Source organism: Treponema pallidum subsp. pallidum str. Nichols (assembly GCF_000410535.2).
GTDB lineage: Bacteria > Spirochaetota > Spirochaetia > Treponematales > Treponemataceae > Treponema > Treponema pallidum.
The window spans coordinates 480387-493802 of record NC_021490.2 but is presented as its reverse complement, the minus strand read 5'-3'; the positions used below and the strand labels follow the sequence as shown (position 1 = coordinate 493802).

The 13416-nt window shown below is 54.8% G+C and carries 12 protein-coding genes; 3 read left to right on the top strand and 9 right to left on the bottom strand.

The features are described 5' to 3' along the window. Nucleotides 1–2: 2 nt before the first annotated feature. The 6 genes from TPANIC_RS02260 to TPANIC_RS02235 all read right to left on the bottom strand — a co-directional run bounded on the left by TPANIC_RS02260 (nt 3) and on the right by TPANIC_RS02235 (nt 5761). Nucleotides 3–1277 (bottom strand): hypothetical protein, encoded by a 1275-nt coding sequence (locus TPANIC_RS02260; RefSeq protein ID WP_014342800.1) that lies wholly within the window; start codon nt 1275–1277, stop codon nt 3–5. A gap of 109 nt (nt 1278–1386) precedes the next feature. Next, the gene (locus TPANIC_RS02255; RefSeq protein WP_237249932.1) at nt 1387–1719 is read right to left on the bottom strand and encodes a helix-turn-helix domain-containing protein; all 333 of its coding nucleotides are present in this window, start codon (nt 1717–1719) and stop codon (nt 1387–1389) included. Nucleotides 1720–1746: 27 nt separating this feature from the next. Continuing rightward, a complete protein-coding gene (locus TPANIC_RS02250) occupies nt 1747–2454 on the bottom strand; it encodes a tetratricopeptide repeat protein (RefSeq protein WP_010881909.1) in 708 nt (235 codons plus the stop codon). A gap of 42 nt (nt 2455–2496) precedes the next feature. Beyond that, nucleotides 2497–3294 carry a pseudouridine synthase gene (locus TPANIC_RS02245; protein WP_014342436.1) on the bottom strand — a complete coding sequence of 266 codons (798 nt, stop codon included), beginning with the start codon at nt 3292–3294 and terminating at the stop codon, nt 2497–2499. Nucleotides 3295–3310: 16 nt separating this feature from the next. Next, nucleotides 3311–3889 carry an SMC-Scp complex subunit ScpB gene (scpB, locus tag TPANIC_RS02240; protein ID WP_010881907.1) on the bottom strand — a complete coding sequence of 193 codons (579 nt, stop codon included), beginning with the start codon at nt 3887–3889 and terminating at the stop codon, nt 3311–3313. Nucleotides 3890–3979: 90 nt separating this feature from the next. Further along, nucleotides 3980–5761 carry a hypothetical protein gene (locus TPANIC_RS02235; RefSeq protein ID WP_010881906.1) on the bottom strand — a complete coding sequence of 594 codons (1782 nt, stop codon included), beginning with the start codon at nt 5759–5761 and terminating at the stop codon, nt 3980–3982. Between the two features lie 67 nt (nt 5762–5828). Between TPANIC_RS02235 and TPANIC_RS02230 the strand changes: the two genes are divergently transcribed. The 3 genes from TPANIC_RS02230 (at nt 5829) to TPANIC_RS02220 (ending at nt 8892) form a co-directional block, all read left to right on the top strand. Beyond that, a complete protein-coding gene (locus TPANIC_RS02230) occupies nt 5829–7145 on the top strand; it encodes a hypothetical protein (protein ID WP_010881905.1) in 1317 nt (438 codons plus the stop codon). Between the two features lie 86 nt (nt 7146–7231). Further along, complete coding sequence (locus tag TPANIC_RS02225) at nt 7232–8206, top strand: hypothetical protein (RefSeq protein WP_014342433.1); 975 nt, start codon at nt 7232–7234, stop codon at nt 8204–8206. Continuing rightward, nucleotides 8203–8892: an ANTAR domain-containing protein gene (locus tag TPANIC_RS02220; RefSeq protein ID WP_010881903.1), complete on the top strand. Its 690-nt coding sequence runs from the start codon at nt 8203–8205 to the stop codon at nt 8890–8892. Before TPANIC_RS02225 ends, TPANIC_RS02220 begins: the two co-directional genes overlap by 4 nt. On the opposite strand, the gene TPANIC_RS02215 is transcribed toward TPANIC_RS02220, so the two are convergent. The 3 genes from TPANIC_RS02215 to ileS are packed head-to-tail and all read right to left on the bottom strand — an operon-like array spanning nt 8876 to nt 13367. Then, nucleotides 8876–9226 (bottom strand): double zinc ribbon domain-containing protein, encoded by a 351-nt coding sequence (locus tag TPANIC_RS02215; RefSeq protein ID WP_014342432.1) that lies wholly within the window; start codon nt 9224–9226, stop codon nt 8876–8878. The two genes, TPANIC_RS02220 and TPANIC_RS02215, sit on opposite strands and share 17 nt — an antisense overlap. Nucleotides 9227–9241: 15 nt before the next feature. Then, entirely contained in the window at nt 9242–10105 is an 864-nt protein-coding gene (locus TPANIC_RS02210) for a TP0453 family outer membrane protein (RefSeq protein WP_010881902.1), read from the bottom strand. Continuing rightward, a complete protein-coding gene (gene ileS, locus TPANIC_RS02205) occupies nt 10092–13367 on the bottom strand; it encodes an isoleucine--tRNA ligase (protein ID WP_010881901.1) in 3276 nt (1091 codons plus the stop codon). Before ileS ends, TPANIC_RS02210 begins: the two co-directional genes overlap by 14 nt. Nucleotides 13368–13416 lie beyond the last annotated feature (49 nt).

Below are 13416 nucleotides of genomic sequence, written 5' to 3'. Positions count from 1 at the left end.
GGCTACTCCCGATTCCACTCCTTTTTCTGGGCGTCAAATCTCCACAGGCCCGTATACCCGTCTTGTGAATCCCCCACCACCACATACACGTCCGGCTTATTAGTGCCGCCGTTGGTGCCACCAGCTCCACTCGTGGACTCAACGGTGTAAATGTCGCTGATTGCGAAACGGCCGATGGTGCCTTCATATTGGCTTACCCTATCCTTGGGAGTGACACTGTCTTCACCCCACTGTTCCGGACCGCGCACGTTCTCTGCCTTCAGGCAGCCGGTACCGCTGCCGCTCCCCGTTTCCAGTTTTATTTCCTTGTACCCCTGGCTGCCCCCAATGAGCAAAAACTCAGTGTTGCCGTTTTTGACGTGCGCGATGCACAGGGGATTGGTGACGGTGTGCGCTACTTTGCAAGAAGTTGCCGATCCAGACGCCACAGCGCAGTGGGCGCCGTTGCCGCCCCCGCTCGCTTGGACCGTACGACAGTGGACGTCCGTGCCGTCTAACACGTAGAAGCACCCCTTTCCATCGCTCGTGCAGCCGAGGATGGGGGACGTAGTAGCGGTAAACGTGCCGTCCTTTGTGTAGGTGCAGCTCGTCCCCGAACTATTGCTTTTGGTGTACACGGCCTTGGTGGTTACCACGTACCCGGTTCCGGAGCCCAGGACGTTTTCATCACTTCCGTTTTTAATACCACCATCGGAAGAAGAGCCGCTCCCTCCGCCTCCACCGCCTGAGGACCCAGAGCTAAGTTCACAGGGCATTTGCAAAAAGGGATTGTCTGACCCGCCAATGCGGATTGCCCCATTTGTTTTGCCTAAAACGGTTGAAGGCGTCGTGGTCCCTCCCGTTCTTCCGGCGCCGTTGCTGGTGTACGTGTACACACCTTCCCCCGAAACACAGGCGTACACGCACGCGCCCTTCGAAACAATGCTGGTAATCTTTTTGCCTGGCAAAAAATTTACTGCCGTCCACTTCCCCTCAGACTTGCTCGCGTCCTTTTCCCACAGCTGACCGGCGCAGGCGTACAGCTTGTTATTGCACTTTACCAAACCCGTCACTACCCCGCGGATGCTCGGTATTTTTAACGGTACTTCTGACTGGATGGAGGCAAAAATGCCAGAAAAATCGCAGCCGGTTAAGAGACTTGCGCTTAAAAATAACACCGGCGGACAGACTATGCGGCGCACTACGCGGCTTGCGCCGTCTGCTGTGCGCGCGGCACGCCTTCGCCGCGCGCACAGCCTCCACCTGCTTGGACTACAGCTCTTTCCAATCCTTTCCATTGTTCCCCCCTATTACTGCCCTCATGCAGACGTGGCACGTCCCCGCTCCTATCACAGGCACAGAGACCCCCCTACCAAAAACAAAGCACACTGCAGCCCCCCGAGGCCGCTATCCGCGCCACCGGGGGGGGGGTATCGGAGGTTCGCGCGCTTCCTCCTCCGGTTGTACCGTTTCCTGAGGAGAGACGGCAGATGCTGAAAAGGGTTCCCCTTCCCCACTTTCTAACCAGAGACGGTTAACCGCAAACACCACACACAACAGCAACGTCAAATCACGACTGAGCGGCATCGTGCCGCGCTCAATCGCGTCGAGCTCTTCAACACCAATCCCAAGTTCCCGCGCAAAAGCCGTCTTACTTAAGTTTTGCTCACAGCGAACGCGCTCAACACGCACACCCATGCCTTCCATCTTCCCAGTATACTCTAAAACACCGCCGCGCATAGCCCCGCACGCCGCAGCTTGCAACACCTACGGGTGCAGGGCAAAAGGAGTAATGGGACCGGGCTTTTTCTCTCCCGCCGGCATCTGGGCAAGGATACGACGGCACACCGCCGCCTTGCGCGCATCACCGAGTGCATGATACGTCCTGCTTAAGTTGTACAAGGCACTCCCCGACCGCGGCAGCAAGCTCAGCGCCGTCTCAAACGCACGCTGCGCCTGATCGTACTTTTGCTCGGTGTGCAATAGCAGTCCGTAATTGTTCCAGGTAGCACCGTTCTTCGTTTCCAAGCGGATGGCGTGCTCGTACGCATTGCGCGAAGCCTCAGTGTCCCCCATATCGTGGAGCACCACCCCAAGCATGTTCCACACCGCCGCGTGATGAGGGGTGCACCGCAACGCATGATACAGCGCACCTGCTGAATCAACCGTACGCTTGAGCGCATAATAGCCAAGCGCCAGGTTCAACCACAGAAGCCCGTTGAAAGGACTGAGCCCCAATCCCTTGCGTAAACAGGCAACGGTTTCCTCATACCACCCCTTGCGCGCGCAGGAAAGCGCAAGACAGTTCAAAGACTCGGCCGTCTCCTGAACCCCACGGGGCTGCCGCCCGTGCTCAGGGCATTCAAACTCTTCAAAAAACTGATTCACGAGTCGTCCTCCTCCCCTTCTCGAGCGGGTATGCGCGCGCAGTATACCAGCAGCACCCGCAAAATACGAGCACCGCGCACACCCCACCTTCAGTCACCCTCCCCCCAGCCAGTCAAAACCACGTCCCTGCTATCGCGCACACCCTGCGCACTGCAAGAGCTGCGCAACTTCCTGCAGCCTCATGGTGCGAAATGCTCCGGGCCTCAGCGGTCCTAGACGCACCCTGCCAATGCGCACCCGCACTAAGCGCACGACATCCTGTCCCCACGCCTCGAATACCACACGGATCTCGCGCTTTTTCCCCTCAACCAGTACAAGCTGTACACACTGCGCTGCAAGATGCCGCGCGCGCACGCACCGATACCGGCACCCTTCCACCCACACCCCACGCACAAAAGAGCTCAACAGCGCTGCAGGGACTGGCTCACGCGTTTCTACAATGTACTCTTTCTCTATTCCCGAACGCGGATGGCCAAGAGCCTGCGCAAACGAACCATCATTTGTGAACAGCAGCGCGCCTTCAGACCGCACGTCCAGCCGGCCGATGTGATATAGGCGCTCCTGATACGCAGGCTGTACTAAATCGATTGCACGCGCGTATTCCTGTTTGGACGGGCCTGCCCGCACCTGCGTGTGTGCATACCCGGCAGGAAACTGCGGCGCGAGGGAACAGATATATCCAACCGGCTTATACAGGAGCACGTAGCGCTGAACTCGTTCAAGCTGCACGACGGTGCCGTCCACACACACCACATTCTGCGCACAAACGGTCCGTCCCTGTGTCGTAACCGTCTGACCATCAACGGTCACACGCCCTGAAGCAATCAAGGCCTCACAGGCACGCCGGGAGGCACAGCCACTCCTGGCTAAATAGACCTGTAACCGGAGGCGAAAAAACGGCTGCAGGCGGCACACCCTCCCCTGCACCCTCTGTTCACCCGGCTTAACGGGTAAGCTCAAAGCGCCGCTGCTCTTCTTCATCAAGTTTGGGCAAGTCTGCAATGCTGCGCAACCGGAACGCAGTCAAAAACTCCTCAGTCGTGCCATACTGCGCCGGCTTGCCGGGTATGTCCTTTTTCCCCACCTCGCAAATCAGACGGCGCTCACTCAAAAGGCGGATCATTGTATCTGCACCTACCCCTCGGATTGCCTCTATTTCAGCACGCGTCACCGGCTGCGCATAGGCCACAATAGACAGCGTTTCCATTGCCGCGCGCGAAAGGCGCCCTTCGCTCCGCTTCCCATAGAGGGTTGCAAGACGCTCCCGTACGGTCGCCGCAGGCAGCAACGCCACACCCTGCTCGTTGCAGTGAAGCTCCAGTCCACCACCACCACGCGCGCCAGAAGCGAGAGCTTCACCCAAACGCGCAACACACTCACCCACTGCCTGTTCGCTCAAACCGAGCTTTCGTGCAAGACACGCATAACTGAGCCGCACGCCTTCGACAAACAAAATAGCCTCCAGAAGCGCAAGGTCCGGTGCGGGTGCTCCGTGTAGCGTGCAAGGCTCTGCTTGGTCCATCCTGCCGATGCTACGCTCTTTCCCTCCCTCCTACAAGCACCCAATGCAATCTAACGACAGGGAAGACGGCACCCGCCTGTCTGACTTCCGTTACGGATTAAAATGACCGATCTCCGGCGCACGCACCCGCACCAACGCAAGCATCTGCTGGGGATACTGCGCTACAAACTCTTCAAGAGTGCTCAAACGCGCCGCTTCAAAAACCTCTACCTGAAATCTCCCTGACCGATCGAAATACGGCAAAAACACTGCCGCACGCTGGTATTCACGCAAACGCGGTACGCCACGCTCCTCATTGAGCACGCCAAGATAGAAGTGGCCTGGTTCCATAACTGCAAGATAGTAAAAGAGCGCACGCACATACCCGGTCTGGTATCCTGCATGCGGCAAGTACCCTAGGTACCGCGACGGCCCAGCCGCAGTTTCACCCTGCGTCACACGGGGAGGAACAGCACCCGCAGGCGTCGACGGGGGCGCAATACCCGGATGCCGCGCCTCCTGCTTTATCCTCCCTTTGGGGACACCCTCCACTGCAAAGGGTTCTACCGTTACGTCCACACCTCCCTGTGCGGGGTACACCGTGCGCCGCACATTAAGACTCAACGCTGCCGCTGCCAGGTTGCGTATCCAGTCAATGCCAAAAAAGGGTGCGCGTGCGCGCTCATGCGCCGCGTTAAAATGAGTACGCGGCATAGTCGTCTGCTTTTTTAGCGCAGACAGGTACACTCCCTGACCGGCAACCGGCGCAATGATCCCGTCTACCACCCACTTCGCAAACCCAAGAGATCCCACTCCCCCGATAATCTCCCGCGGCACTTGGTCCACACGCAGGGCACGGATAATCTCTTGGTCACTTTGACTGCTCCCGTCAGAAATGTGGACCGGGCGTCCCCATTCGTTAAAACATCCATCCTCAAGTGGAGCGAGCCGGTAACTCCTGCGCTTAATGATACTCGCCATTGACTCTACTGCGCTGTACGTGCGCGGCGGATCAAAAATACGCCACGGCACCGCATGCTCCGTAAGCGCCCGCAGCTGCAAAAGCGAGTAGGTATACAACTGTTCAAAGGACAACCCAAGCGCCACGTGCTTGCGCACGTGCACGTTAAAAAGACACACATCAAGATGCGTCTTTCCCTGCATTTCTACTGCAGTGGGCGCAGAAAGTTGTACATACAGCGACGCACTTTCGCGCGGGTATACCCGTATGCACACCGGCGCACCGGTGTGCATGTGCCGATACAGCACCCATGTGCCTTGCGCCACAGCTTGACTAGGCGCAGCGTCTGTCACAGGTGATTGCGGGGTATCTGCGCCTGTCCTTCCCGCCCGACTTGTTCCTGTGGGCGCCTCGAGCGCGAGGTGCAGCCGAGGCGCCGCTGCCACTGGCGCAGAATGCACACCATCCCTTGGGGCACGATCAGCTAAAAGAGGCGTAACGCGCACTGCAAGGTGGTCGGTTGCGGCAATCACGTACGCCTCAACGCGAAAGCTATTGCCCGTTTCGTCCGTGTAACTACGAGGTGCACGCAGCGCAACACGAGACGGCTCATCCAAAAACCAATCCTGCGCGATAACACGCCGCACATGGTGCGAGTCGGGGATGCGCTCAAAGGGCAACAGCGGCAAACGCTCCCCTGTCTCTGAAACGCCGGAGTCAACCATGATTTCTATGGAGTATTTCTTGCTCAGCTCCTCATCCACCTCACTCGCGCGCAGCAGCCCCTGCAGCATTATCACCAAACTTATGCGTAACACACCGCGCGCACGCGCACCCAGACAGCTCATACGGCCCCATATCGGCGCACGCGTGGGCGGGAAAAAGCAAGATCTAACCGTTCCCATTGCCCACAAACCCCTTGGCAGGTGCATCCTGCTGTGCTAGGGTGCGCCCGCCTTGCACCCTGCAGCTGTCCTGTGTTAAGGAAGTCAAGATACCATGAACACGCGCCTCGCTCTTGTCCTGTGTGCGGTGGGATCTGGCGTGCTGTCTTTCTCCTGTGCACGCACTGCCGAACCGACCCCCGCAGCTTCCACACACGTCCCTGTCACCACCGCCGGCGCACTCAGTGTCACACCGCCTTCGAGTACTGACCGCTGGTACCAGTTCTCACGCACGGACGGACGAGTGCACCTGCGCGCGTGCCCCGCGCCGTCTCAGCCTTCTGCACCTGAACACTTTGTACCCTGGACTGAGGCTGTACGCCTGTCGGCAGTGGATGCACAGCAAGAACTCTTGCTCATCAATCGCGCCGGAGTACTCCCAGCCACGCAGTTAGCCCGCATGCAGACCGCACCGGTTCCACGCAAAGCACCCTCCACACCCGCTGCGGAGACGACATCGCTCACTCTGACGCCCCCCGCACTCTTAGCCACACAGAGCGCTGAGGGCTTTTACTCAGAGCCAATCCCCAACAGTTCCCCCCACCCTTGCCAGGGTACCGGTGCAGTGTTTGTTCGTCTCTACACCGATCCCCTTTTTACCACTTCACCACAAGACTCTGCAGCTCCTTTTCTGGTGCGTTACGATGTGCGCACCGCTCGCTGGACTTCTGTCGCATACACGCGCGCTCTGGGATTGCCCCGGAACGCCCAATGCACCGCCCTCACCCATACTCGCGGCACCTGGTACGCTTCCTTTAAGTCCTCAGAAGCAGAACGCGTTTCCTTTGCATACTTCTCCTTTCCCTCCCTTTCTTCCCTTGAGAATTTGGGACCTACCCAGCGCAGGGAGCATCCAATAGGGGGAAAAGTGCAGGTGCCCCGTCCTATCTCCGCGGCCGCCTTTCGTGCCGCGTGCACTCCCCAGCGCCTGCACCTTCCGACGGCGTCCACTTCCTCTGATCATCACAGCGACCTGCACGAATTGCTTGTGCATCGCTTGCTTGCGCGCGTACCTCTCTCTCCCCTGTACCTTTCTGCGCGAAGCCCGTGTTGGGCAAGCGATCGCTCCTTTTTAAAGACTGCCCACCGCACTGCTGATGAGCGTGCACACCACGCGAACGCGCTCATTTTTCATCCACCGCGCGCACGGCTTTCTGCCGCACTCTTAACAGATTCAGGCCACCTCTACTTTGTACGAGAAGACGGCTCTGAAGGCCACGCACGACTGTCCGCCTTACCCCCGCAATTCGTGTACACTTCCTTCACTCTCTCCGGCCCCTCCCTCATTGCAGGGTGGGAAGAACAAGACTTCTTTCAGGTAGGTAGTACAGGTCTTTTATGCACCGAGGTAGAATCCCTTACAGGAACATAAACGCTCCCGGGAGCCTGCTCTATGTCCTACAAATTCTGTAAGGACCCCCACGTCAGGTGCCGACACTACGTTGGCAGGGGTGGCGGATGAAGCTAAAGCGCTCATTAATAGTCGGGGGAGGCCTGTTGCTTTGCTGTGCGCACGGATATGCGCAGGCGAAGGGAGCACGGGCGTCTGTGCATATTGCGTACCATAATCGCACGATTTACTTCCCCGGCACCCACGAATCTGAACCCATTTGGGTGAAAGTTTCACTTACAAATACGGGAAAGGACACGTTGCGCTTCAAACTGGCGGACGACCGTACCTTTAGTGTTGATTTTTCTATACGGACGATGAAGAACCGCGCGCTTGCGCACACGGACGAATGGATACGCAAGCGGAGCACTCATCGTCCTGTGTATTTTAGGGAGATCAGCCTTGAGCCGGGGGAAAGCTACTCTTTTGTGGAAAATGTGAAGCATTACCTTGATGTGCAGTCGGCAGGGTTGTACTTTCTAACCCTTCTCTTCTACCCCGAACTGAAAAGGGAGCGCACCGGTGACGAGGACCATCTGGCATCTAATACGCTAACTCTTGAGGTACAGCCTGCCCCTGCTGCGGCGGCGCTCGGCGCGTTGCCGGTTTCTCCCCCCGTGGGTGAAGTTCTGCAACCGCAACGTCTTTCCCCGGATAGGGTTATCGAGTACGTGCTGAATGCACGGCAAAAATCTCACTGGGAACGCTTTTTTCTGTATCTTGACTTGGCAAAAATGCTTTCTCGGGATGCGGGGCGCAGTCGCCGCTTTAACGCAGAGTCTGAGGCAGGACGCTACAACATGATTGATACCTATAAGCACGAGCTACGCCAGGAGCGTGTGGATAAGGATATTGCTGCCATACCCGTTGAATTCCGTATTGAAAAAACCGTGTATACTGCTACGGACGCGGAGGTTCGCGTGCTTGAGTGGTTTGAGTACCGGGATTTCCGGGAAAAGAAGCGCTTTACCTATCACCTGTCCTCCCGCGACGGCATCTGGTATGTACACGATTACGTAGTTGAGAATTTGGGAACAGAATGATGAAGGCACTTTTAGTCGCAGATGATCCCGTTTCGGTGAATCTGGTATTTGAAAACCACACGCAGTGCGGTTATGAGGTGATCCACTACCGTTCTGCGCTGAAAGCCTTGGACAATATGGAAGAGATTCAGCCACAGCTGCTCTTCATCAACGCCAGCGACTTTCCGCGACACTGGAGGGTCCTCACTCAGTTCTTTAAACATCAGTCGGTGTGCGGAGCGCGCGTAATCCTGCTAGTGAACACTCCGTCCTCCTCTCTCAGCGCGCGGCAGGTGGCGCAGGCAGGGGTACACGCGCTTATCGATTACACTCTATCTCCGGAGGAGGGACGAAAGGCTTTATGCGGCGTGCTCACGCCCTCCGCGTGCGCAGGCTCTGTCGACGTGGGTCATGCGCACACCTGCCAGGCAGATTTCGTGTTCACAAACCCCTGTAGCGGCTCTATTGTCACCGGGACCGTACGGGAAGTGAGCGAAGAGGGCGTAGACTTCATCCCCGACTTTCCCGCGAGCGTCAACAATCTGCAAGAGCAGGATGTACTCGAGCACTGTGCGCTAAAGGTAGCACACGACATTCTCGGTGTTCGCTGCTCGTTCCATTCATCGGACGGGCGCATCCTGCTACGTTTTATAGATCCCGATGCGTCACTGGTACATGCAGTACGCAGCGTCACAGGTACCACATAGCAACGGTACCCACACACACCCCAAGCAAGCAAATGGCTGCGTAGACCCAGGTGGGCAAGGCCTCTTCGGCACGGCGGGGGGCTCCCTTCGGTGCCGGGGGGCTGCCCTTTCTCCGGTTCTCGTTCCCGAACGCATACCCACAGGAAGGACAGCCCTTTTCGAAGTCTCTAGCGTTTCCTGCGTGTTTGCACGAGGGGCACCGGATTGAAGAAAAGAAACTCCCGCAATGCACGCACAAGCGTGCGTCCCGCTTTACCTCAGAGCCACAACTTTCACAAAAGAATCTCACTCCCACTCTCGTAGTTCGGCCATGGTCCACATCAGCTGCGGGCATGACTCCGCTCCGTGCTTACGAACTTCCCTTTTTGGAGTACAACGACGAGATCACCGACGCAAGACGCTCAGCAGAAATTGTGCCGTCTTCAATAATTAACCTGTCCCCCTCCACGTGAATGTGCGCGTTAAGCACACGAGAGATTAAAAACTGTATGGGAAAATTTATCTTTGCATTCCCCAGCTGCAAGCTCAACGTGTAAAGATACTCATTCCTCCGCGCGGTCAAGTACAGTTCCATTGCCCCAAGTGGTAAATTAAGCTGCGGAAAATTCAACAGTTTGGTAATAAAGTGTCCCCCGTTTTTTATATAGAGTGCAACAGTCTGGCTCGTACCTTCCGACGTACATTCTTTTTCAAAGCGAGGCGGTAACTGCGGTCGATCGGGGTTAACGAGCCGAGACAGCATTTTGCTCATCCGCTCCCTTTTGGAGGAACCAAAAATCACACAGGAAAAATGCGGCGCAGGAATCGAAACGTCCGTATGTTCACTTTCATAGTACGTGATTCCGTGTTCCGTTTTCGTAGATGCCCAGCCATCGGATCGAGAAAAAATCAAATTAGTAAAGGCGTATGGATACGAACCGCTTCCGAACAAACGAAACTCTTTTGATCGGGCAAAAAAAGCACCGTATACCGCGGTAGTCCTGTCCACTATTTTTTTAATATCTGCCTTTGACTCATGGTTCTCGATAATACGAGAAATCAAATTCTCGTTCCCCGCTACAGGGAAATACAGGTACACATCTGCACCAGATCCCACAACCCCCAACGGATCTACTGATGCCTTCCACGCCCCTGAAGTGCACGATGCAAATAGCATACCAACACTTACTATCCACGCTCCCTGCGTACAACCACGATATCTACGCCTTATCAATGCTCACCTCCCATAGTACTGCGTCCGATTTAACGTACACTGCAGAAGCACCGTCGCGCACGCGTGCCCATTGCACATGCGCTGCCAACGTCTCGCCAACGATATATGACCTATGCAGATCATACGCCTTGCGGGCACACACTATATCCTGATCTGAAGAAAAAACGCGCAGACAAATACGATCCACTAAGGAAAACCCACGCTCCTTGCGTAAATTTTGAACTCCGCGCACCAAGTCCCTAATTGCTCCTTCCAAGAGCAGATCTTCCGTTAAGGTGGTGTCAAGCGCGACCGTAAGTGTCCCTTCATTTATCGCTTTCAAAGACTCGCGCTCAATTCTTTGCACCAGGATCTTTTCCTCAGTCAACTCCAAACGATCTCCATCTACATCCAGATACAGCGTCGTCCCCTCGAGTATCTCCTGAATTTCTGCAGAAGACAACCGCTCAATGCTGAGCGCTGCACGCTTTGTCTTCGATCCAAGCTCTTTTCCGAGCACTCTAAAATTCGCTTTTGCACGGTACTCTACTATCTCGTCTTCTTTCTCATGAAACACGAGCTCTTTTACATTAAGCTCATCAAGCACATCTTCTTCCATTTCAAGAAGTGCTGAGCGCTCCATCGGGTTACGCGTAATAACCTGCATAGCTTTAAGTGGCTGGCGTACTTTGAGGTTACACTGCGCTCGGATCGCACGCGCCATAGAAACAACTCGCTGCACTGTTTCCATTTTAAACTCGAGTGCATCGTCTCGCACCATTGGTGTACAAACAGGATAGTCTGCAAGATGCACAGACTGCACATCATCCGCGGCGCGGATATTCTGCCATATACTCTCGGTGATGAATGGCACCACGGGAGCAATAGCGAGCACACATCTTTTCAGCACGCAATACAACGTGTTGTACGCACATCGTTTATCTTCATCGTTGATGCTTTTCCAAAATCTCCTTCGAGATCGGCGGATGTACCAGTTGTTCAGCTGATCTACATACGAAACGATAGGATCCGCAACTTTCGATACATCGTAAGCATCAAGTGCACAGGCAATGTCTTGCACCAATTTTTCTGTCAGCGACAAGATCCAACGATCTAACGGGTTATTCAAATGCGTCGCTAAACGCGTGACCGCCTGACCCATTCCGTCAACTTTTGCACATACAGGAGGATCGATACCATCGATGTTCGCATACGTAACGTAAAAACTGTAACTATTCCACAATGGGATAATCACAGTCTTCAAAATATCTTTCACCCCTTCGTCAGAATATTTTAAATCATCCGCACGGACAACCGCAGAACGAACAAGAAAGAGGCGGAGCGCGTCAGCACCGTAGCGATCCATGACTTCATTTGGATCCGCATAATTGCGCAGGGCCTTGGACATCTTCTTTCCATCAGACGCAAGTACCAACCCCGTAACGATACAGTTTTCAAACGCAGGACGCTCAAAGAGTGCCACAGCCAAGATGGTAAGGGTGTAAAACCACCCTCGCGTTTGATCTAACCCTTCAGAGATAAAATGAGCAGGGAAATACCGCTCAAAGTCAGTTGCATGTTCAAACGGATAGTGCTGCTGCGCATAAGGCATTGCACCAGATTCAAACCAACAATCTAGCACCTCAGGAACGCGTCGCATCACACTCCCACAGGCGCAAGGAATTGTTACCATATCTACAACGTGCTTATGCAAATCTTCAAGCAACATGCCGGAACGTTCATATAACTGCGTACGACTGCCAATGCAATCTGTTGCACCGCAGTGCACACACCGCCAAATAGGAAGCGGATTCCCCCAATAACGATCCCGACTAATTGCCCAATCTCTTGCACACACAAGCCACTTACCAAAACGGCCATCACGTATGTGCGATGGCTGCCAGCAAATGGATGCATTCGCCGCAAGCATTTTATCCTTTATCTTCTCAACTGCAACAAACCAACTGTGCACCGCACGGTAAATAAGTGGACTCGCACAACGCCAACAGTGTGGATATGCGTGCGAAATCTGTTCGCGTCTAAATAACGCTCCCTGTTTCTGCACACGTGCAATAATAGCCTTATCAGCAGCTTTTACAAAAAGCCCCTGATAATCTGCAACCTCTGCGGTAAAGCGACACTCTGCATCAAGAGGACACTGAATCGAAATACCCGCATCCTTAAATACTTCATAATCATCCTCTCCGAACGCAGGTGCGACGTGTACAACACCAGTGCCGTCTTCAGTAGAAACAAAATCCGCAACTCGCGTACAGAACAATCCCTCCTCTGAATCTCCTTGTACAGAAGGATCCGGTCCCTGCCCAAACACAGGATAAGAAAAAAGCGGCCGATAGCGAATCCCCGCAAGATGTTCACCTCTTTTTTCCCACACTACGCGGTACGCAGACGAATCTGGATAATAGAATTCAAGACGAGAACGAGCCAAAATATAGTGCTCATCATTCGCCTCTATTAGCACGTACAAAATTTGTGGTCCCAGCGCAAGCGCTGCGTTGCACGGAAGCGTCCAAGGCGTGGTGGTCCATGCAAGAAAGCACGTATGCGCAGGAAGTGATGCACTTCCCCAAGACGCTGCCGCACAAAACTCCCGTGCAGCAGGACTACCAGGAACAACAGATGTACACTCAAAACGCACAGTAATGGCAGGATCAGACACATCCTGATATCCACCTAAATTCAATTCGTGATTAGAAAGTGCTGTCGCACACCGTGGACAGTACGGGAGTATTTTATAACCTTCATACAGCAGTTTTCGCTGCCATAGCTGCGCCACAACCCACCACACGGACTCCATGTAGCAGACATCCATGGTTTTATAGTCATTATCGAAGTCAACCCAGCGCCCAAGACGCGTGAGTGTGCGCTGCCACTCCTTCACATATCGCAGCACACTGGAGCGACATGCCGCGTTAAACGCGCTGACACCATACGACTCAACATCACTTTTTGAATTCAAATTGAGCTCTTGCTCAATCAGGTGTTCAATGGGCAGACCATGACAATCCCATCCAAAGCGACGCGGCACGTACGCACCACGCATTGTCTGATAGCGCGGAATAATATCCTTAATCGTGCTGGGCACAAAGTGACCAAAATGTGGCAGTCCAGTTGCAAAAGGGGGACCGTCAAAGAAAACATAAGACTTCCCCTGCGCACGCTGCGCCACAGACTGCTCAAACACCCGGCGTTCCCGCCAAAAGGCGAGAATACGCCGCTCCTGCGCGACAAAATCAACCTTTGGGTCCACAGGCGTATACATACAACCTCCGTTGCTCAGAATCGCATAAGGAGCGTAAGGCATTATATCA

What these genes read in the sequence shown, in the direction of transcription:
- scpB (WP_010881907.1), bottom strand. Translation starts at nt 3,889, where the DNA reads ATGGACCAAGCAGAGCCTTGCACGCTACACGGAGCACCCGCACCGGAC.
- TPANIC_RS02220 (WP_010881903.1), top strand. Translation starts at nt 8,203, where the DNA reads ATGATGAAGGCACTTTTAGTCGCAGATGATCCCGTTTCGGTGAATCTG.
- TPANIC_RS02260 (WP_014342800.1), bottom strand. Translation starts at nt 1,277, where the DNA reads ATGGAAAGGATTGGAAAGAGCTGTAGTCCAAGCAGGTGGAGGCTGTGC.
- TPANIC_RS02225 (WP_014342433.1), top strand. Translation starts at nt 7,232, where the DNA reads ATGAAGCTAAAGCGCTCATTAATAGTCGGGGGAGGCCTGTTGCTTTGC.
- TPANIC_RS02255 (WP_237249932.1), bottom strand. Translation starts at nt 1,719, where the DNA reads ATGCGCGGCGGTGTTTTAGAGTATACTGGGAAGATGGAAGGCATGGGT.
- TPANIC_RS02230 (WP_010881905.1), top strand. Translation starts at nt 5,829, where the DNA reads ATGAACACGCGCCTCGCTCTTGTCCTGTGTGCGGTGGGATCTGGCGTG.
- TPANIC_RS02215 (WP_014342432.1), bottom strand. Translation starts at nt 9,226, where the DNA reads ATGCCCGCAGCTGATGTGGACCATGGCCGAACTACGAGAGTGGGAGTG.
- ileS (WP_010881901.1), bottom strand. Translation starts at nt 13,367, where the DNA reads ATGTATACGCCTGTGGACCCAAAGGTTGATTTTGTCGCGCAGGAGCGG.
- TPANIC_RS02235 (WP_010881906.1), bottom strand. Translation starts at nt 5,761, where the DNA reads ATGCACCTGCCAAGGGGTTTGTGGGCAATGGGAACGGTTAGATCTTGC.